Raw genomic sequence first — 18343 nt, 5'->3', positions numbered from 1 at the left:
GCAAACGCCTGGACATACCAACCGGCTCGGTATCATCGAACGCCCAGATCCCAGGCCTCTCCTGCCGCCGGCAGGGGAGGTCGGCCGCTGACGGCCTGCAACCCAAGGAAACACGTGTTCAAGAATGTGACGATCTACCGCATCGCGCCCGGCTGGGACGCGACGCTGGAGTCGATGGAGGCCGCGCTGGACGCGGCGCGTTTCGTGCCCTGCAGCGCCTCGCAGGACAAGTCGGTCGGCTGGGCCGAACCGCGTGGTGAGGAGCATGGCCCGCTGGTCGAATCCGTGGCCGGCCAGCGCATCCTCAAGCTGGTCATCGAGACCAAGGCTGTGCCTGGCAGCGTGGTGAAGGAAAAGGCGCAGGAAGCGGCCGACCACATCGAGGCCACCACCGGCCGCAAGCCCGGCAAGAAGGAAACCAAGGAACTGCGCGAAGACGCGCTGCAGGCACTGCTGCCCCAGGCCTTTCCGCGCCGCGGCAGCGTCTGGGTCTGGTTCGACATGAAGAACGGCCTGCTGGTCACCGACGCCGGCAGCCAGGGCAAGAACGACGAGGTCGTGACCGCGCTGGTGCGCGCCTTCGACGGCCTGGCCCTCACCCTGCTGCAGACCGCCATGACGCCGCAGACCGCGATGACGCAGTGGCTGGCGACCACCGAACCCGAGAACGACTGGCCCGAAGGCTTCAACGTCGAGCGCGAGTGCGAGCTCAAGTCGGCTGACGAAGAGAAATCGGCCGTGAAGTTCACGCGCCACCACCTGCTGACCGACGAGGTGCGCAAGCACCTCACCGAAGGCAAGCTGCCCACGCGGCTGGCACTCAGCTGGGAAGGCCGCATCGGCTTCACGCTGACCGAATCCATGCAGCTGAAGAAGCTGGCCTTTCTGGAAGGCGTGTTCGACGACCGGCCCAACGACGACGAGAGCGGTTTCGACACCGACGTGGCCCTGGCCACCGGCGAGCTGAGCCAGTTGATCCCGGCGCTGATCGGAGCCTTGGGCGGCGAGATCGAGCCCGGCGCGGCGCTGCCGGGTGCAGAGCCCGCGTCGGCGCCGGCCAAACCCAAGCAGGAAGCCGTCACCGCCGTGGGCGACGGCGACGCGCCGTTCTGACACGCTCAGCGGCGCCTGATCCATGCTGCAAATCGTTGCCATCAGCCTCGGAGCGAGCGTCGGCGCGCTCTCGCGCTGGCAGCTGAGCCTGTGGCTCAACCAGGGCCACGCCGTGCTGCCCTGGGGCACGCTGGCCGCCAACTGGATCGGGGCCTGGCTGATCGGCGTGGCGGTGGTGTTCTTCCAGAGCCAGACGCAGCTGGACCCGGCCTGGCGGCTGGCGCTGGTCACCGGTTTCCTCGGCGCGCTCACCACCTTCTCCACCTTCTCGGCCGAGGTGGTGTCCATGCTGCAGCACGCGCGCTACCTGCTGGCCTTCGGCACGGCGGCGCTGCACCTGCTGGGTTCGCTGGCGCTCACGCTGCTGGGCATGAAGATGGCCGGCACCTGGTTCGGTCCGACCACCTGACACGGCGCCACTGACGTCTGCGCACCACACCACCGGGGAGCGCAATTGACGAATGTCAATTGCCCTTAAAGATTCATTTTTTATGAAGCATATCGGACCTATAGTCCGCCCATGCTTTTCCTGAGCCGACTCCGCAGCCGCTGCCAATGCCCCGTGCTGTGGTGCCTGCTGGTGAGCTGGTCTCTGGTGTTCGCCTCACCACTGATCCAGCCGCCGCAGAGCACCACGGTCTGCAGCAGCACCGGCCTGCAGTGGGTGGACCTCGACAACGAAGGCGCACCGGCGACCACCGGTCACGCCCTGGACTGCGCGCTGTGCCTGCCGACGGCGCTGCCCTCCCCGCCTCCCATCAGTGACGCCTGGCTGCTGGACTTTGGCCACCACCAGCGTGCCGTCGCCACGGCCACACGCCACCCCGTTCCCGAGGCCACTCCGCCACCCGCGCGCGGGCCACCCCGTTTCCCAAGCCCAACCCTAGAGGTTTTCACATGAAAGACGACAGCATTTCCAACGATCAAGACCGCGCCGCCTGGGGGCGTCGCAAGTTCCTGAACACCGCCGCGCTGGCGGGCCTGTCCATCGGCGCCGTGGCCTGCACCGACAAGTCCGCCGGAACAGCCGCCACACCCGCCGCCCCTGCAGCCCCCGCCGATGCGGCGCACGCTGCCTCGGGAGCCGCCGCCGGCCACCTCAAGCCCGGTGAACTCGACACCTACTACGGTCTCTGGAGCGGTGGCCACACGGGCGACATGCGCGTGCTGGGCATGCCCTCCGGCCGCGAACTGCTGCGCATCCCCTGCTTCGTACCCGACGCACTGGTCGGTTGGGGCATCACCAACGAATCCAAGGCGATCATGGGCACCAAGGCCGATGGTTCGCTGCGCTACACCGTCGCCGACACGCACCACACCCACGCCTCCTACAAGGACGGCAACTACGACGGCCGCTACGCCTGGATCAACGACAAGATCAACAGCCGCCTGGCCCGCATCCGCCTGGACTACTTCGTCTGCGACAAGATCACCCAGCTGCCCAACGTGCAGGGCTTCCATGGCATCTTCCCGGACAAGGCCGACCCGGTCGATCCGGCCATCAACTACACCACACGCGTGTTCTGCGGCGCCGAGTTCTCGATCCCCCTGCCCAACACGGGCACCGAGGACAGCAGCAAGTACCGCTCGATGTTCACCTGCGTGGACGCCGAATCGATGGAGGTGCGCTGGCAGGTGCTGATCGATGGCAACTGCGACCTCACCGCCACGTCGTATGACGGCAAGCTGGCGGCCACCAACCAGTACAACATCGAAATGGGCGCCAAGTACGAGGACATGATGTCCGCCGAACGCGACGCCTGCCTGTTTTTCAACATCGCCCGCATCGAAGAGGCCGTCAAGGCCGGCAAGTTCAAGACCATCGGCACATCGAAAGTGCCTGTGGTGGACGGCACACACGAAGCCAACAAGGATCCCAAGACGGCGCTGACGGCGTATGTCTCGGTTCCCAAGAACCCCCACGGCGTGAACGCCAGCCCCGACGGCAAGTACTTCATCTGCGCGGGCAAGCTCTCGCCTACCGCCACGGTGATCGAGCTCAGCAAGGTGCTGGAGTGGTTCGACGGCAAGCTTGAAAAGCTGGACGACGCCATCGTGGCCGAGGTTGAACTCGGCCTGGGCCCGCTGCACACCGCCTTCGACGGCCGCGGCAACGCCTACACCACGCTGTTCCTGGACAGCCAGGTGGTCAAGTGGAACGTGGACGCCGCCATCAAGTTCCATGCCGGCGACAAGGCCGCCAAGTACGTGGTCGACCGCATCGACGTGCACTACCAGCCGGGCCACATCAACGCCTCGCAGTCCGAGACCAAGGCCGCCGACGGCAAGTACCTCGCCGTGGGCTGCAAGTTCTCCAAGGACCGCTTCCTGCCGGTGGGCCCGCTGCACGCCGAGAACGAACAGCTGATCGACATCTCGGGCGAGAAGATGGTGCTCATGGGCGACCACCCGGTGCGCGGCGAGCCGCACGACTTCATCATCTTCAAGCGCGACCTGGTCAAGCCCAAGCAGGTCTATTCGCTCGACGACTTCCCGAACGCCGTCAAGGACCCGAAGGAGTCGGGCGTGTTCCGCAACGGGAAGAAGGTGACGGTGAAGATGACCTCGCAGGCGCCGGCCTTCAGCCTGCGCGAGTTCAAGGTCAAGAAGGGCGACGAGGTCACGCTGATCCTGACCAACCTGGACAAGATCGAGGATCTGACCCACGGCTTCGCGATCCCCAACTACAACGTGAACTTCATCGTCAACCCGCAGGAAACGGCGTCGGTCACGTTCATCGCCGACCAGCCGGGCGTGTTCTGGTGCTACTGCACGCACTTCTGCCACGCATTGCACCTGGAGATGCGCTCGCGCATGATCGTGGAAGCGTAACGACGGGCCGATGAGGCCCCTTCCCCGCCAGGGGAAGCTGTCCGCCGGCGGCGGTGCATCACCGTGATGCCCCGCCGCCGGCGACAACAGAGAGATTGAAGATGTCGACTGTTCGCCTGCTGGCCTCTGCGCTGGCCGCCTTCTGGCTGGGTCTGCTGACCCTGATGCCCTTGGACCGCGTGGCCCACGCCCAGTCCTACGAAGCCAAACTCCCCGACGACCTGGCCAGCCATCCTGCGCTGTGCGAGCGCGTGCCCTGCACCGAGGTGTTTCCCGGCGCCCTGGCCTTCTCGGCCCGCATGGGCCAGCCGCCCTATGTCGAGGCCTATGGCGAGGCCGACCCGCAGCAACCGGGCAAGCGCCGGCTGCTGGGCTACGTGATGCTGTCCACCGACATCACCGACACACCCGCGTATTCGGGCAAACCGGTGGTGACCCTGATCGGCATGGACCTGCAGGGCCGCTACGTCGGCGTCAAGGTGCTCAAGCATTCCGAGCCCATCCTGCTGCTGGGCATTCCCGAAAAAGCGCTTGTCGATTTCAACAACCAGTACCTGGGCAAATCGGTCAAGGACACGATCGAGGTCGGTCCCTCGCGCCCGGACGAGAACGTGCTGGGCGTGGACGCCATCTCCGGCGCCACGGTGACCGTGATCGCACAGAACCAGGTGATGCAGCTCTCCGGCTCGGCCGTGGCGCGGCAGGTCGGCATCATCGCGCCGACCGTGCGCGAACCGGCCCGCTTTGCGGAACACAAGCGCCGCTACAACTGGAGCGAACTGGAACAGATGGGCGCGGTGCAGCGCCTGCGCGTGATGCCCGAACAGGTCGGGCTGGACCGCAGCCCCGAACCCTTCATCGAACTGTGGTTCGGTGACCTCAACCACCCCGACCTCGGCCGCAGCCTGATCGGCGAGCGCGGGTTCGAGAACCTGCACGACCAGCTCAAACCGGGCGACAACGCCTTCTTCGTCATCCGCAGCGCCGGCCAGGAGTCGTTCAAGGGCTCGGGATTCGTGCGCGGCGGGCTGTACGACCGCATCCAGGTCAAGCAGGGCGCCGACGCCTTCACCTTTCGCGACCTGGACTACCTCAACCTCTACGGGCTGGAGGCCGACGGTGCGCCGTCGCCCACCGAGTCCGGCATCTTCATCATCCGCAAGGGCGCCTTCTCGGCCGCACACCCCTGGCGCCTGGCCTTCCTGGGCAACCGGGTGGACCGCGCCACGGGCCACCGCAGCTTCGCCAACTTCGAAGCGCGCTACTGGCTGCCCGACGAACTGCTGCAGGGTGGCCGGCCGGTGGTGCAGGAACCCGAAGCCCCCTGGGTGCGCATCTGGAAATCCCGCGCCGTCGAGATCGCCCTGTTTGTGGCGCTGCTCGTGGCCGTCACCGTGGTCTACGCGCTGCGCGACCAGCTCACCCGCCGCTCCACGCACAAGAACAAGTGGCCGGTCAACGCCTTCAAGTACAGCGCCTGGGCCCTGTCGATCACCTTCGTCGGCTTCGGCGTCATGGCCCAGCCCTCGATCACGCAGGTGCTGACCTGGTTCCATTCGCTGCTGTTCCAGTGGACCTGGTCGCTGTTCCTGTCCGACCCGTTCATCTTCGTGTTCTGGATCTTCATCATCGTCACCGTGTTCCTGTTCGGGCGCGGCCTGTTCTGCGGCTGGATGTGCCCGTTCGGCTCGCTGTCGGAGGCAATCTACAAGGTGGCCGGCAAGATCGGCCTCAAACGCTGGCAGCGGCGGGTGCCGCAGCGCCTGCACGACCGGCTGAAGTGGCTGAAGTACGCGATCTTCTTCGGCCTGCTGGTGGTGTCGATGTTCTCCATGGGCCTGGCCGAAGTGCTGGCCGAGGTGGAGCCGTTCAAGACCACCTTCCTGGTCGGCATCACCAACCGCAGCTGGCCCTATGGCCTGTTCGTGGCGGCCATCCTGGGCCTGTCGATCTTCATCGAGCGGCCGTACTGCAAGTACATCTGCCCGCTGGGCGCCTCGCTGGCCATGCCCAGCACCTTCCGCTGGTTCGGTCTGCGGCGCAAGCAGGACTGCAACAGCTGCAAGGCCTGCGCCGTGGGCTGCGGTGCCCAGGCCATCGACGCCGACGGCCGCATCGACCACCGCGAGTGTCTGCACTGCCTGGATTGCATGGTGCTCTACACCGACGAGAAGGGCTGCCCGCCGCTGGCCAAGGAACGCAAGCGGCGCGAACGCGACGGCCTGCTGATCACGCCCATTGGCCGGGACGGCTACTACATCCCGCTCACGGTGATCCCCGCGGTATCGCAGGTCAGCGCCAAGGCCGCACAAGGTCCGGACCCCCGCATGCCCACGCCACCGGCCCAGCCCTGGCCGGGCGGCCGAGCCCCTGGTGTGCGCGGTCTCTGGCAGGAGCTGGTGCACCACCTCTGGCCCTGGAGCCGCGACGGCTGGCAGAACCAGCGCGCCCTGGCTTACGCCGGTCTGTCGCTGGCGCTGGCGGCCACCGCGGCCTGGGTGCTGGCGGCCGATGGCCGGCTCTCGGCCAGCGCCATCATCGGCTGGTGGTTCGGCTGGAGCGTGTACGAGGTGCTGATCCGCATGCAGGGCAAGCGCGTGGTCAAGGACGGCCCCTGGTGGCGTGCGCGCTACCGCGAGGCCAACTGGATGGACATGCTCAGCTACGTCGGCTTCAAGAACCTGCTGATCGGCGCCACGCTGTTCCTGCTGCTCAAGTCGCTGGGAGCGCTGGCGTGACCCACTGGCCTGTGCAGCTGCGTGCGCGGTTGCGTGCGTGGCTGGCAGTGGCCGGCCTCGCGCTGGCCGGCCCGTCCTGGGCCGCGGTCTGGCCCGTGGCGCCCGGCGCGGACCTGCAAGCCGTGGTGGCGCAGGCGGCGGCCGGCGACGTGGTCGAGGTGCAGCGCGGCTTCTACGCGGTGAACCTGCGCATCGACAAGCCGCTGACGCTGCGCGGCGTCGGCCGTCCCACGCTCAGCGGCGGCGGCAAGGGCGACACCATCCGCGTCACCGCGCCCGACGTGCTCATCGAAGGCCTGATCGTGCGCGACTCGGGCACCAGCCTCAAGGACCAGAACGCGGGCATCTACCTACAGCCCGGCGCGCACCGTGCGGTGGTGCGCCGCTGCGACCTGACCTACAACCTGTTCGGCCTGTGGATCGAGAAGGCCGACGACGTGCGCATCGAGCACAACCTCATCACCGGCCTGCGCGATTTCAACTCCGCGCAGCGCGGCAACGGCATCCAGCTCTACAACACCAAGGGCGCGCGCATCGTCGGCAACAACATCGGCTTCGTGCGCGACGCGCTCTACGTCGACGTCTCGCACCACGCCGAGTTCCGCGGCAACCGGCTGCACCACAGCCGCTACGGCACGCACTACATGAACTCGTACCACAACCTGTGGGAAGACAACGACAGCTACAACAACCGCGGCGGCCTGGCGCTGATGGAGGTGCGCGACCAGGTGGTGCGGCGCAACCGCACCTGGGGCAACACCGACCACGGCATCATGCTGCGCACCATGCAGGACTCGGTGATCGAGGGCAACGTGGTGGCCGACAACGACCGCGGCTTCTTCATCTACGACGTGGAGTACGTGACCCTGCGCGGCAACCTGGTGGTGAACAACCGCGTCGGCGTGCACCTCTCGGCCGGCTCCACGCGCAACCAGGTGGTGGGCAACGACTTCATCGCCAACCGCGAGCAGGTGCGCTACGTGGGCGCGCGCGACGAGCCCTGGGGCCGACCCGAGCCGGGCCAGGGCAACCACTGGAGCAACTACCGCGGCTGGGACCGCAACGGCGACGGCGTCGGCGACGTGGGCTACGAGGCCAACGACCTGGTCGACCGCCTGCAGTGGCGCCACCCCATCGTCCAGCTGCTCATGGGCAGCCCCGCCGTGGAGGCCCTGCGCATCCTCGGCCAGCAATTCCCCGTCCTGCGCGTGCCCAGCGTGGTCGACCCCCACCCGGCCATGGTGCCGGCCCACCCCCAATGGAGCACCTGGCGTGAACACACACAGCGCTGATGCCTTGCGCCTGGAAGGCGTGACCAAGACCTACGGCACCGCCAAGGCGCCGCTGAACGCGCTCGACGGCGTGGACCTCACCGTGCCCAGCGGCCAGCTGTTCGGCCTGATCGGCCACAACGGCGCCGGCAAGAGCACCCTGTTCAAGCTGGTGCTGGGCCTGATCCGGCCCAGCCGTGGCCAGATCCGCATCAGCGGCAGCCTGGTCAACGGACCGGACTTCCGCGCGGTGCGGCGCACGCTGGGCTACCTGCCCGAGAACCTGGTGCTCTACGACAACCTCAGCGGCCTGGAGACGCTGCGCTTCTTCGCCCGCCTCAAGGGCGCGCCGGAGCGCCAGTGCGGCGAGCTGCTGGACCGCGTGGGCCTGGGCCACGCAGGGCAAAGGGCCGTGCGCGAGTACTCCAAGGGCATGCGCCAGCGCCTGGGCTTTGCCCAGGCCCTGCTGGGCGAACCGCGCCTGCTGCTGCTGGACGAACCCACCACCGGTCTGGACCCCTCGGCCATCCGCGCCTTCTACGAGCAGCTGGATGCGCTGCGCGAGCAGGGCGTGACGCTGGTCATCAGCTCGCACATCCTGGCCGAGCTGCAGCAGCGCGTGGATGCGCTGGCCATGCTCAGCAACGGCAAGGTCTGCGCACAGGGCTCGGTGCAGTCGCTGCGCGAGCGCTCGCGCATGCCCCTGAACTTCGTGCTGACCGGCTCGCCCGGGCAGCTGCACACGCTCGACCAGCGCCGGCCCGACGCACTGGCGGGCGCCATGCTCGACTGGCAACCCGTGGCCGCCGACCAGCGCGTGCTGCGCTGCGACCGCGCCCACAAGATGGCCGTGCTGCACTGGCTGGGCCAGGCCGGCCTCTCCGACCTGCAGGTGCAGGAACCCTCGCTGGAAGACGTGTACTTCGGTCTGAAGGAGGCCGCATGATCCCCGCCCTCACCTGGCACCAGATGCAGACGCTGGCCGCCAAGGAATTCCGCGACCGCCTGCGCAACCGCTGGGTGCTCGCCGTCGCCGTGGTGTTCACCGCGTTCTCGCTGCTCATCACCTATTTCGGCTCGGCCGCGCAGGGCCAGATCGGTCCGCGCTCGATCGAGCTGACCATCGCCAGCCTGGTCAGCCTGGTGATCTACCTGATTCCGCTGATCGCGCTGCTGCTGGGCTTCGACGCCATCGTCGGCGAGCGCGAGCGCGGCTCGCTGGACCTGCTGCTGGCGCTGCCCATCACCCGGCTGGAACTGCTGCTGGGCAAGTACCTGGGCCTGGCCGCGGCGCTGACGCTGTCCACCGTGGCCGGCTTCGCGCTGGTGGCGGGCGTGCTGTACCAGCGCTTCGGCCTCGGCGCGCTCTACCACTACGCCGGCTTCGTGCTCAGCTCGGTGCTGCTGGGTCTGGCCTTCCTGAGCCTGGCGGTGCTGCTGTCGGTGCTGGCGCGCGACCGCACCCGCGCCTCGGGCCTGGCCATTGCGCTCTGGTTCGGCCTGGTGCTGGTGTTCGACCTGCTGCTGCTGGGCCTGCTGGTGGCCACCGGCGGCCAGGTCGGCGGCGAGGCCTTCGCCTATCTGCTGCTGCTCAACCCGGCCGACATCTTCCGCATCCTCAACGTGTTTTCGCTCGACGATGCCCAGCGCCTGTACGGCCTGGCCAGCATCCTGCCACCGGCCATGGGCCAGGTGGGCGGGCTGACGGCCGCCATGCTGGCCTGGATCGCCGGGCCCCTGCTGATCGCTTCCTGGAGATTCCGCGCATGAACCCCGACCTTCCCTCCATCCACCGGCGCCGCCTGCTGTGCGGCTGCGCCGGCCTGGCCGGCCTCGCCGCCCTCAGCCTCGCAGGCTGCGGGCAGGACACCGCCTCGTCCGCGCAGGCCCAGGCGCCCGCCGAGATCCAGCCGCATTCCAGCTGCTCGCTCGACGGCATGCTGCTGTCCGACTACCCAGGCCCCAAGGGCCAGATCCGTTTTGCCAACGTGGCCGAGGTGCAGTGGTTCTGCGACACCACCGAACTGCTGTCCACCCTGCTCGCGCCCGAGCAGGTGCGCACCGTGGTCAGCGCCTTCGTGCAGGACATGGCCAAGGCCGACTGGGAACAGCCCCGCGGCCACTGGATCGACGCCCGCCAGGCGGTCTATGTGCTGGGCAGCCGGCGCAAGGGTTCGATGGGCCCCACCGCGATCAGCTTCGCCAGCGACGCCGATGCGCAGGCCTTCGTGCAGCAGCAGGGCGGCCGGGCGCTGCGCTTTGCCGAGATCCAGCCCGCAATGGTCGATCTCAGCGGCGGCGCGCAGCAAGACACGCGCATGTGAGCATGCTCGAACGACGCAGCATCCTGGGACTGACGGTGGCGGGTGGCGCGGTCCTGCTGACCGGCGCGGCCCAGCGCTGGTGGCCGCCCGGCGCGTCCCGTGCCGCACCGGGCACGGCGCCACCGGACGACATCTGCCTGGTCGCGCCGCCTTTCGCATTTGATCCGGCATCGGGACTCCCGGTGGCGGCCGCGCGCCCCATTCCCGGGCACGCACGCTGCCCGGTCTGCGGCATGTTCCCGGCCCGCCAGCCGCGCTGGGCGGCGCAGGTGATCTTTTCCAACGGCGACGTGCAGTACCTCGACTCGCCGCTCAGCCTGTTCCTCTACCTGCAGAACGTGCCGCGCTACACCGTGGGCCAGCAGGCCAGCCGCATCCTCGCGATGTACGCCACCGACCTGGAGACCGGCGCCTGGGTGCCCGCGCAACAGGCGGTGTACGTGCACGGTTCGCGCACCCTGGGTCCCATGCGCTCGGGCAACCTGCCCGCGTTTGCCAGCGCGTCCGCGGCCGCGGCCTTCATCGCCCGCCAGGGCGGCACCGCCGTCGGTGCCGACGCGTTGCGGCGCACGCTGCCGGCCGAGCTGCAGCGGCTTGCCCCGCAGACCCACGAGGGCCACGACGCCGCGGTTTGATCACCGTCAAGTCAAGTTTTTAAGATTCATATTGAATGCATATTAAAATCTGCTCGTCTCCTCTTCTTCAAAGAAAGCTCCCATGAACGCACGACACCTCCTGCTCTCCCTCGGCTGCGCCCTGACCCTGGCAGCCTGCGGCGACAAGCCCGCCGAAGCCCCTGCCGCCAGCACCGCACCGGCCGCTCCTGCAGCGGCTCCCGCCGCCCCTGAGGCAGCCCCGGCCCCTGCACCGGTGGCCGAAAACGCGGTCGGCAAGAAGGTGTACGGCAGCACCTGCGCCCTGTGCCACGCCGCTGGTGTGGCCGGCGCCCCCAAGCCCGGCGACAAGGCCGACTGGGGTCCGCGCATCGCCCAGGGCAACGACACGCTGTACAAGCACGCCCTGGAAGGCTTCACCGGCGCCAAGGGCATGATGCCCGCGCGCGGCGGTGGCGCATCCCTGACCGATGACGAGGTCAAGGCCGCGGTCGACCACATGGTCGCGCTGTCGCAGTAACCGATCACCGGGCCACGCCATGAACCTGCACCGACGCCACCTCCTCTCCGGCCTGGGCCTGCTCGTGGCCGGCTGGAGCCTCCATCCGGGCCTGGCCCTGGCCGGGGTCCGGCGCGACAGCCGGGTGCTGATGGGCACGCGGGTGGACATGGTGGTTCCTGACGCGCCGGACGCCGCGAGCGCCATCGAGGCCGCCTGGGCCGAGATGCAGCGGCAGGAACGCCTGATGAGCCGCTACCGCAGCGAGAGCCTGGTCTCGGCCCTGCACCGGCAGGCAGGCCGTGGATCGGTGCAGGCACCGCCCGAGCTGCTGGCCGTGTTGCGGCAGGCCGCCGCGCTGTCCGAGCGCACGCGCGGCGATTTCGACATCAGCGTCGGTGCCTACGACGGCTGGTCGTTCGACCCCGCGCAGCCCCGCCGCCCCTCGGTACAGGAGCTGGTGGAAGAACGCCGGCTCGTGAACCACCGCGATGTGCGCATCGAGGGCGACCGCGTGCGGCTGGCCCGCCCCGGCATGCGCATCGACCTGGGCGGCGTGGCCAAGCTGCCCGTGCTGCAGGCCGGCATGCAGGTGCTGGAACACCACGGCATCCGCCACGCCATGATCAACGGCGGCGGCGACGTGCTCACGCGTGGCCAGCTCCACGGCCAGGACTGGCGCGTGGGCCTGCGCGATCCGCGCGCACCCGAGAAGCTGCTGGGCGTGGTGACGCTGCGCGACGGCTGCGTCGCGTCTTCTGGCGACTACGAACGCAGCTTCCGGCAGGCCGGCCGCCGCTACCACCACGTGCTGGACCCGCGCACCGGCTGGCCCACCGAGGGGGTGCGCGGCGTGGTGCTGGTGGCCCGCGACACGGCCACCGTCAACGGCATCGGCGCGGCCGCCATGGTCGGAGGCCCGGCGCGCGGCCTGGACCTCATGGCCTCGCTGCCGGGGGTCGACAGTCTGCTCGTGGACGCTGCGGGCGAGGTGCACACCCGCGGCCGCATGGCGCAGCGGCTGCAGGCCGCCTGAGCGGCCCCGCCCCTCCGGGGCTTCAACCCTTGGCCGTCTTGCGGGTGGGCGCCGGGCGGACCGGCTTTTTCGGGGCGGGCGCCGCTTTGGCTGCCGGGCGCTGCAGCGCCGCCATCTGGATCGGGATCAGGTGCGGCAACTGCCCCGCCACCGCGGCCGACCGGGCCGTGGGCGCCAGCAGGTCGGACAGCGTCACGCCATCGAGCGCCACCAGAAAAGCCTGCATGGCCTGACCCAGCGCACCCTTGAGCCGGCAGTAGCCGTTCAGGCGGCAGGTGTTGTGCTGGACATCGAAACACTCAACCAGGTTCAGGTCGGGCTCGGTCTCCCTGATCACCTGCCCCAGAGTCAGCCGGCGCGGGTCGGCCATCAGCCGCAGGCCGCCCCCACGCCCCCGGGTCGTGGCGAGCCAGCCATGGCCGGCGAGGATCATCACGATCTTGGTCAGGTGGCTGCGGGAGATGCCGTGCGCCTCGGCAATCTCGCTGACGGTGGGCGGCTGGGCACGGCCTTCGCAGGCCGCGCAGTACATCAGCACACGCAGGCTGTAATCGGTCCACTGGGTCAGTCGCATCGGTTCACCGTCTCGATCGGATACAGGCCGGGGTAGCCTGAGGCATCACTCTACCCCGATTGTCCAGGCGGACGGCGACCGACTATTTGATGCAGCGCACCTGCCGCGCATCGTCGGCTGATCAACCCTTGAGCACGGCGCCCGCGCCGTCGCGCACCTGCAGGTCGATGGCGATGCCCTGGCGCACGCTCATGGACACGGTGCAGAACTCCTCAAACTGCGCGAGCACGCGGTCCAGGTGCTCCAGTTCGGCGGCGGTCTTGCCCAGCTCCAGCTGCACATGGATGCGCTGGATGCGCAGGCGCTTGTTCTCGTTGCGACCCATCTCCGGTGTGGCGGTGGCGATCAGCGCGCCCGGGTCCTGCTTGAACTTCTGCAGCGAGAACAGCAGGCTGGCGCTGAGGCAGTTGGCCACCGCGGCCAGCAGCATGTGGTCGGGTGCGGGCCCGGCACCCTGCCCCAGCGGCGCGGGCTCGTCGGCCAGCAGTTGCGGGAGGGTCTCGCCGAAGTCGACCAGGAACTGGTAGCCGGACTGGCGGGTGATGGTGACACTGGCGTTGTCGCTCATGGCGTTTTCCGATGGAGTGGGACAAGTGGCTTCATCTTAGCCATTCTCCCCGGGGTATGAAGCATCATCCCGCCTTCTGCACCGACACCGCGCAGTACTTGAACTCCGGGATCTTCCCGAAGGGGTCCAGCGCCGCGTTGGTCAGCAGGTTGGCCGCGGCCTCCGAGTAGGCGAACGGGATGAACACGCAGCCGGCGGCGGAGCCGTCGTCCTGCCGTGCGCGCAGCGTCACCTCGCCACGGCGCGAGCGCACGGTGATGCGCTCGCCCGGCCTCACACCCAGCCGCGCCAGGTCGGCCGCGGCCAGGCTGGCCGTGGCCTCGGGCTCCAGCGCGTCGAGCACGGTGGCGCGGCGCGTCATGCTGCCGGTGTGCCAGTGTTCGAGCTGGCGGCCGGTGATCAGCACCATGGGGTAGTCCGCATCGGGGGTCTCGTTCGCCGGCACCAGCTCGGTCGGCACCAGCCGCAGCCGGCCGTCCTGGGTCGGAAAGCGGTCGATGAAGACGATGGGGTGGCCCGGGTCGTCGTCGGTGAGGCAGGGGTAGGTCACGCTGCCCTCGCGCTCCAGCCGCTCCCAGCGGATGCCGCCGATGGCCGCGTGCATAGCCTGGCGCATCTCCTCGTACACCTCGGCCACGCCGTGGTGGTCGCCCTCGTAGCGCCACGACAGACCCATGCGCTGCGCCATCTGCTGGATGATCCAGAGGTCGGCGCGCGCATCGCCCGGCGGGTCGATCGCCTGGCGGCCCAGTTGCACCATGCGGTCGGTGTTGCTCACCGTGCCGGTCTTCTCGGGCCAGGCGCTGGCGGGCAGGATCACGTCGGCCAGCCAGGCGGTTTCGGTCATGAAGATGTCCTGCACCACCAGGTGTTCGAGCGAGGCCAGCGCGTGCCGCGTGTGGTTCAGGTTGGGGTCGCTCATGGCCGGGTTCTCGCCCATGATGTAGAGACCGCGCAGCTTGTGCGGGTCGCTCTCGTCGGCCAGCGCCTTGTCCATCAGCTCGACCACGGTGTAGCCCGGCGCGCGGTCCAGCGAGAGCTTGTTGGCCCCCACGGGGCGTTGCCCCTGCCCCCCAGGGGGTGCGTCGTCCGCCTTGGGGCGGCCCGGCGTCGGACGTCCCCAGAAGTCCTCGAACCAAGCGGCGGCGGCTTCGTTGTCCACCCGCTGATAGTTGGGGAACATCATCGGGATCAGGCCGGCGTCGCTTGCGCCCTGCACGTTGTTCTGGCCGCGCAGCGGGTGCAGCCCGCTGCCGGGCTTGCCGATCTGGCCGGTGATGGCACACAGCGCGATCAGGCTGCGCACGTTGTCGGTGCCGTGCACGTGCTGGCTCACGCCCATGCCCCAGAGGATCATCGCCGCCTTCGCGGTCGCGAACGCGCGCGCCACCTCGCGGATCGTCGCCGCAGGAATGCCGCAGACCGGCGCCATCGCCTCGGGGCTGAAGCGGGCGACGCTCTGCGCCAGCTCCTCGTAATGGGAGGTGCGCCGGGCAATGAAGTCCTGGTTCACCAGGCCCTCGTCGATCACGGTGTGGATCATCGCGTTGAGCAGCGCGACGTCGGTGTCGGGCCGGAACGGCAGCGTGCGCCAGGCGTGCTGGCCGATGTCGGTGATGCGCGGGTCGGCCAGCACGATGCGGGTGCCGTTCTGCGCCGCGTTCTTCATCCAGGTCGCGGCCACCGGGTGGTTGACCGTCGGGTTGGAGCCGATCACCACGATCAGTTCGGCGTGCGCCACGTCGTTCACCGGGTTGCTCACCGCGCCCGAGCCCACGCCTTCGAGCAGGGCCGCGACGCTGGAGGCGTGGCACAGCCGGGTGCAGTGGTCGACGTTGTTGGAACCAAAGCCGGTGCGCACCAGCTTCTGGAACAGGTAGGCCTCTTCGTTCGTGCCCTTGGCCGAACCGAACCCGGCCAGGCTCTTCGGGCCGTGCGTGTCGCGCAGCGCCTTGAGTTTTCCGGCAGCCAGTTCCAGGGCTTCGTCCCAGCTGGCTTCGCGGAAGGTCTCGCGCCAGTCGGCATCGCGCGGCGGGATCGCATCACCGTGTTTGGGCACCCCTTCGCGGCGGATCAGCGGCACCGTCAGGCGGCCGGCGTGGTGCACGTAGTCGAAACCGAAACGGCCCTTGACGCACAGGCGGCCGTGGTTGGCCGGACCGTCGCGCCCCTCGACCGCCACGATCTGGCCGTCGCGCACCTTGTAGCTGAGCTGGCAGCCCACGCCGCAGAACGGGCACACCGAGTCCACCGAGCGGTCCACCGCCTGCGAGCCCACCAGGCTCTTGGGCGAGAGCGCGCCGGTGGGGCAGGCCTGCACGCACTCGCCGCAGGCCACGCAGCTGCTCGCGCCCATTGGGTCGCCCAGGTCGAACACGATCTCGGCGTGGCCGCCACGGCCGGCGAAACCGATGACGCCATTGACCTGTTCCTCGCGGCAGGCGCGCACGCAGCGCCGGCACTGGATGCAGGCGTCGAGGTTCACCGCCATCGCGGGGTGCGAGAGGTCGGGCACTGGCTGCTCGCGCCGCAGCGCCTGCAGCGCGGGCCGCACCGACACGTCTTCGCGCTGCGCCCAGTCGCTCAGCTCGCCGTGCGGCTGTCGGCCATCGGCGTCGAGCCACTGGTGGCCCTGGTCGGGCATGTCGGACAGCAGCAGCTCCAGCACCATCTGGCGCGACTTCTTCGCGCGCAGGCTGTCGGTCAGCACCTTCAGGCCCGGCGTCACGCTGCGGCAGCAGCTGGCGGCCAGCGCACGCTCGCCCGCCACCTCGACTACGCAGGCGCGGCAGTTGCCGTCGGGCCGCAGCGGGTCGCTGTGGCACAGGTGCGGCAGCTCGGTGCCGTGGCGCTTCGCGGCGTCGAAGATCGATTCGCCTTCAAACGCCTCGACCTCACGGCCATCGAGCTCGAAATTCAGCTTCACCGGCATCAGCTGCTCGGGGCTCAGCGGGCGGTTCATGCTGCACCTCCGACCTCGTGCGCAAAGTGCTTCAACACCGAGCGGATCGGGTTGGGAGCGGCCTGGCCCAGGCCACAGATCGAGGCGTCGCCCATCACGTCGGCGAGGTCGCGCAGCGTGTCCTGGTCCCAGGTGTCGGACGCCATCAGGCGCGCGGCCTTGTCGGTGCCGACGCGGCAGGGCGTGCACTGGCCGCAGCTCTCGTCCTTGAAGAAGCGCATCACGTTGAGCGCGGCCTCCCGCACGCTGTCGTGCTGGCCGAGCACCATCACCGCCGCCGAGCCGATGAAGCAGCCGTGCGGCTGCAGGGTGTCGAAATCCAACGGGATGTCGGCCATGCTGGCCGGCAGGATGCCGCCGCTGGCGCCGCCGGGCAGGTAGGCGTGGAGCGTGTGGCCCTCGGCCATGCCGCCGCAGAATTCGTCGATCAGTTCGCGCAGCGTGATGCCCGCGGGCGCCAGCTTGACGCCGGGCTCGCGCACCCGGCCGCTGACGCTGAAGCTGCGCAGGCCCTTGCGGCCGTGGCGGCCGTGCGAGGCGAACCAGTCGGCACCGCGCTCGACGATCTCGCGCACCCAGTACAGCGTCTCGAAGTTGTGCTCCAGCGTGGGCCGGCCGAACAGGCCGACCTCGGCGATGTAGGGCGGGCGCAGGCGCGGTTCGCCGCGCTTGCCTTCGATGCTCTCGATCATCGCGGACTCCTCGCCGCAGATGTAGGCGCCCGCGCCGCGCCGCAGCTCGATGGTGGGCAGCGGGTACGGCGGGTCGGCCTGCAGCGCGGCGAGCTGTTCCTGCAGCAGCGCGCGGCAGTCGTGGTACTCGTCGCGCAGGTAGATGTAGACCTTGTCGATGCCGACCACCGCCGCAGCAATCAGCACGCCTTCCAGGAAACGGTGCGGATCGCGTTCGAGGTAGTGGCGGTCCTTGAAGGTGCCGGGTTCGCCCTCGTCGATGTTCACCGCCATCAGGCGCGGCGCCGCGAAGCCGCGCACGATGCGCCACTTGCGGCCGGCCGGGAAACCGGCCCCGCCCAGGCCGCGCAGGCCGGCGTGCTCCAGCGTCTGGATCAGGACCTCGGGGTCGTGCGCGCCCTGCGCGACCGCCGTCGCCAGCCGGTAGCCGCCGCCGGCGCGGTAGGCCGCCAGATCGACAAACTCGGGCACGCGTTCGCGCGGCAGGATTTCACCCGCCAGCGCCCGCTGCGCGAGCGCCTCGACCCTGGACTCGTTGGCGTGCGGCACCGCCGCCTGCGCCACCTGGGCCACGGGCGCCTGGGCGCAGCGCCCCAGGCAGGGCGCCGCCTGCACACGCACGCCCTCGCCCAGCCGGACGCGCAGGCGCTGCAGCAGCTCACCGCCGCCGGCCAGGCTGCAGCTGAGCGAGTCGCAGACCCGCACCGTGACCGCCGGCCCGATCTGCCCGTCGCGCAGGACCTCGAAGTGGTGGTAGAAGCTCGCCACCTCGTAGACCTCGGCCACCGGCAGGTTCATCTCCTGCGCCAGCGCCACCAGCAGGGCCTCGGGCAGGCCGTGGTGCGCGTCGTTGATGCTGTGCAGGTGTTCGATCAGCAGGTCGCGGCGGTGGCCCTCTTCGGGCCGCTCGCCGATCAGGGCGCGCAGCGCCTGCAGGGCCTCGGGCGTGGCCTGGCGACCCTTGAGCCGGTCGCGGGCCCGCTTCTGCGGACGTGCGTCGTGCGGACGGACCTCAGCGGCGGGGCCGCTCGAAGGGACGATCGGGATGGTGCGAATGGCGGACGAACTCATCGCCGCACTGTGTCGGTTGCGCAGCGCGCCGTCAAATTGGTTTGGGACA

16 protein-coding genes are annotated in these 18343 nt (G+C 69.3%); 12 read left to right on the top strand and 4 right to left on the bottom strand.

Features of this window, described 5'->3' with window-relative positions; translation table 11 throughout:
* Positions 1-114 precede the first annotated feature (114 nt).
* From HPS01S_RS11515 to HPS01S_RS11460, 12 genes are all read left to right on the top strand, one after another.
* Complete coding sequence (locus tag HPS01S_RS11515; protein WP_066155745.1) at positions 115-1113, top strand: recombination-associated protein RdgC; 999 nt, start codon at positions 115-117, stop codon at positions 1111-1113.
* 22 nt (positions 1114-1135) lie between these two features.
* On the top strand, positions 1136-1522 hold the full coding sequence (gene crcB / locus HPS01S_RS11510; protein WP_066155743.1) for a fluoride efflux transporter CrcB: 387 nt from the start codon (positions 1136-1138) through the stop codon (positions 1520-1522).
* A gap of 111 nt (positions 1523-1633) precedes the next feature.
* Positions 1634-2014, top strand: coding sequence for a hypothetical protein (locus tag HPS01S_RS11505; protein WP_143434212.1), 381 nt, complete (start codon positions 1634-1636; stop codon positions 2012-2014).
* Positions 2011-3945 carry a TAT-dependent nitrous-oxide reductase gene (gene nosZ, locus HPS01S_RS11500; RefSeq protein WP_066155737.1) on the top strand — a complete coding sequence of 645 codons (1935 nt, stop codon included), beginning with the start codon at positions 2011-2013 and terminating at the stop codon, positions 3943-3945. The genes HPS01S_RS11505 and nosZ overlap by 4 nt, the downstream gene beginning before the upstream one ends.
* 101 nt (positions 3946-4046) lie before the next feature.
* Entirely contained in the window at positions 4047-6683 is a 2637-nt protein-coding gene (locus HPS01S_RS11495; protein WP_084397312.1) for a 4Fe-4S binding protein, read from the top strand.
* A gap of 41 nt (positions 6684-6724) precedes the next feature.
* Positions 6725-7975, top strand: coding sequence for a nitrous oxide reductase family maturation protein NosD (locus HPS01S_RS11490; RefSeq protein ID WP_066156061.1), 1251 nt, complete (start codon positions 6725-6727; stop codon positions 7973-7975).
* Positions 7956-8900, top strand: a complete 945-nt coding sequence (locus HPS01S_RS11485; protein WP_066155734.1) for an ABC transporter ATP-binding protein — start codon at positions 7956-7958, stop codon at positions 8898-8900. The genes HPS01S_RS11490 and HPS01S_RS11485 overlap by 20 nt, the downstream gene beginning before the upstream one ends.
* The gene (locus tag HPS01S_RS11480) at positions 8897-9724 is read left to right on the top strand and encodes an ABC transporter permease (RefSeq protein ID WP_066155731.1); all 828 of its coding nucleotides are present in this window, start codon (positions 8897-8899) and stop codon (positions 9722-9724) included. Before HPS01S_RS11485 ends, HPS01S_RS11480 begins: the two co-directional genes overlap by 4 nt.
* The gene (locus HPS01S_RS11475) at positions 9721-10278 is read left to right on the top strand and encodes a nitrous oxide reductase accessory protein NosL (RefSeq protein ID WP_066155728.1); all 558 of its coding nucleotides are present in this window, start codon (positions 9721-9723) and stop codon (positions 10276-10278) included. Before HPS01S_RS11480 ends, HPS01S_RS11475 begins: the two co-directional genes overlap by 4 nt.
* 2 nt (positions 10279-10280) lie before the next feature.
* The gene (locus tag HPS01S_RS11470) at positions 10281-10913 is read left to right on the top strand and encodes a nitrous oxide reductase accessory protein NosL (protein ID WP_084397310.1); all 633 of its coding nucleotides are present in this window, start codon (positions 10281-10283) and stop codon (positions 10911-10913) included.
* Between the two features lie 82 nt (positions 10914-10995).
* Positions 10996-11412, top strand: coding sequence for a c-type cytochrome (locus tag HPS01S_RS11465; RefSeq protein ID WP_066155725.1), 417 nt, complete (start codon positions 10996-10998; stop codon positions 11410-11412).
* 19 nt (positions 11413-11431) lie between these two features.
* Positions 11432-12427: an FAD:protein FMN transferase gene (locus HPS01S_RS11460; RefSeq protein ID WP_066155721.1), complete on the top strand. Its 996-nt coding sequence runs from the start codon at positions 11432-11434 to the stop codon at positions 12425-12427.
* A 22-nt stretch (positions 12428-12449) separates the two neighbouring features.
* On the opposite strand, the gene HPS01S_RS11455 is transcribed toward HPS01S_RS11460, so the two are convergent.
* The 4 genes from HPS01S_RS11455 to HPS01S_RS11440 form a co-directional block, all read right to left on the bottom strand.
* Complete coding sequence (locus HPS01S_RS11455; RefSeq protein ID WP_066155718.1) at positions 12450-13001, bottom strand: RrF2 family transcriptional regulator; 552 nt, start codon at positions 12999-13001, stop codon at positions 12450-12452.
* Between the two features lie 121 nt (positions 13002-13122).
* A complete protein-coding gene (locus tag HPS01S_RS11450; protein ID WP_066155715.1) occupies positions 13123-13569 on the bottom strand; it encodes an OsmC family protein in 447 nt (148 codons plus the stop codon).
* Positions 13570-13633: 64 nt separating this feature from the next.
* Positions 13634-16531: a molybdopterin-dependent oxidoreductase gene (locus HPS01S_RS11445; protein WP_066155712.1), complete on the bottom strand. Its 2898-nt coding sequence runs from the start codon at positions 16529-16531 to the stop codon at positions 13634-13636.
* Positions 16528-18294 carry an NADH-ubiquinone oxidoreductase-F iron-sulfur binding region domain-containing protein gene (locus HPS01S_RS11440; protein ID WP_084397307.1) on the bottom strand — a complete coding sequence of 589 codons (1767 nt, stop codon included), beginning with the start codon at positions 18292-18294 and terminating at the stop codon, positions 16528-16530. Before HPS01S_RS11440 ends, HPS01S_RS11445 begins: the two co-directional genes overlap by 4 nt.
* Positions 18295-18343: the final 49 nt, after the last annotated feature.

Origin of the sequence: Hydrogenophaga pseudoflava NBRC 102511, assembly GCF_001592285.1 — a bacterium.
Taxonomy (GTDB): Bacteria; Pseudomonadota; Gammaproteobacteria; order Burkholderiales; family Burkholderiaceae_C; genus Hydrogenophaga; species Hydrogenophaga pseudoflava.
The sequence above is the reverse complement of the archived record's forward strand: the minus strand, read 5'-3'. Positions and strand labels throughout refer to the sequence as shown.

What these genes read in the sequence shown, in the direction of transcription:
- HPS01S_RS11460 (WP_066155721.1), top strand. Translation starts at nt 11,432, where the DNA reads ATGAACCTGCACCGACGCCACCTCCTCTCCGGCCTGGGCCTGCTCGTG.
- HPS01S_RS11475 (WP_066155728.1), top strand. Translation starts at nt 9,721, where the DNA reads ATGAACCCCGACCTTCCCTCCATCCACCGGCGCCGCCTGCTGTGCGGC.
- nosZ (WP_066155737.1), top strand. Translation starts at nt 2,011, where the DNA reads ATGAAAGACGACAGCATTTCCAACGATCAAGACCGCGCCGCCTGGGGG.
- HPS01S_RS11450 (WP_066155715.1), bottom strand. Translation starts at nt 13,569, where the DNA reads ATGAGCGACAACGCCAGTGTCACCATCACCCGCCAGTCCGGCTACCAG.
- HPS01S_RS11455 (WP_066155718.1), bottom strand. Translation starts at nt 13,001, where the DNA reads ATGCGACTGACCCAGTGGACCGATTACAGCCTGCGTGTGCTGATGTAC.
- crcB (WP_066155743.1), top strand. Translation starts at nt 1,136, where the DNA reads ATGCTGCAAATCGTTGCCATCAGCCTCGGAGCGAGCGTCGGCGCGCTC.
- HPS01S_RS11470 (WP_084397310.1), top strand. Translation starts at nt 10,281, where the DNA reads ATGCTCGAACGACGCAGCATCCTGGGACTGACGGTGGCGGGTGGCGCG.
- HPS01S_RS11505 (WP_143434212.1), top strand. Translation starts at nt 1,634, where the DNA reads ATGCTTTTCCTGAGCCGACTCCGCAGCCGCTGCCAATGCCCCGTGCTG.
- HPS01S_RS11480 (WP_066155731.1), top strand. Translation starts at nt 8,897, where the DNA reads ATGATCCCCGCCCTCACCTGGCACCAGATGCAGACGCTGGCCGCCAAG.
- HPS01S_RS11445 (WP_066155712.1), bottom strand. Translation starts at nt 16,531, where the DNA reads ATGAACCGCCCGCTGAGCCCCGAGCAGCTGATGCCGGTGAAGCTGAAT.
- HPS01S_RS11465 (WP_066155725.1), top strand. Translation starts at nt 10,996, where the DNA reads ATGAACGCACGACACCTCCTGCTCTCCCTCGGCTGCGCCCTGACCCTG.
- HPS01S_RS11440 (WP_084397307.1), bottom strand. Translation starts at nt 18,294, where the DNA reads ATGAGTTCGTCCGCCATTCGCACCATCCCGATCGTCCCTTCGAGCGGC.
- HPS01S_RS11495 (WP_084397312.1), top strand. Translation starts at nt 4,047, where the DNA reads ATGTCGACTGTTCGCCTGCTGGCCTCTGCGCTGGCCGCCTTCTGGCTG.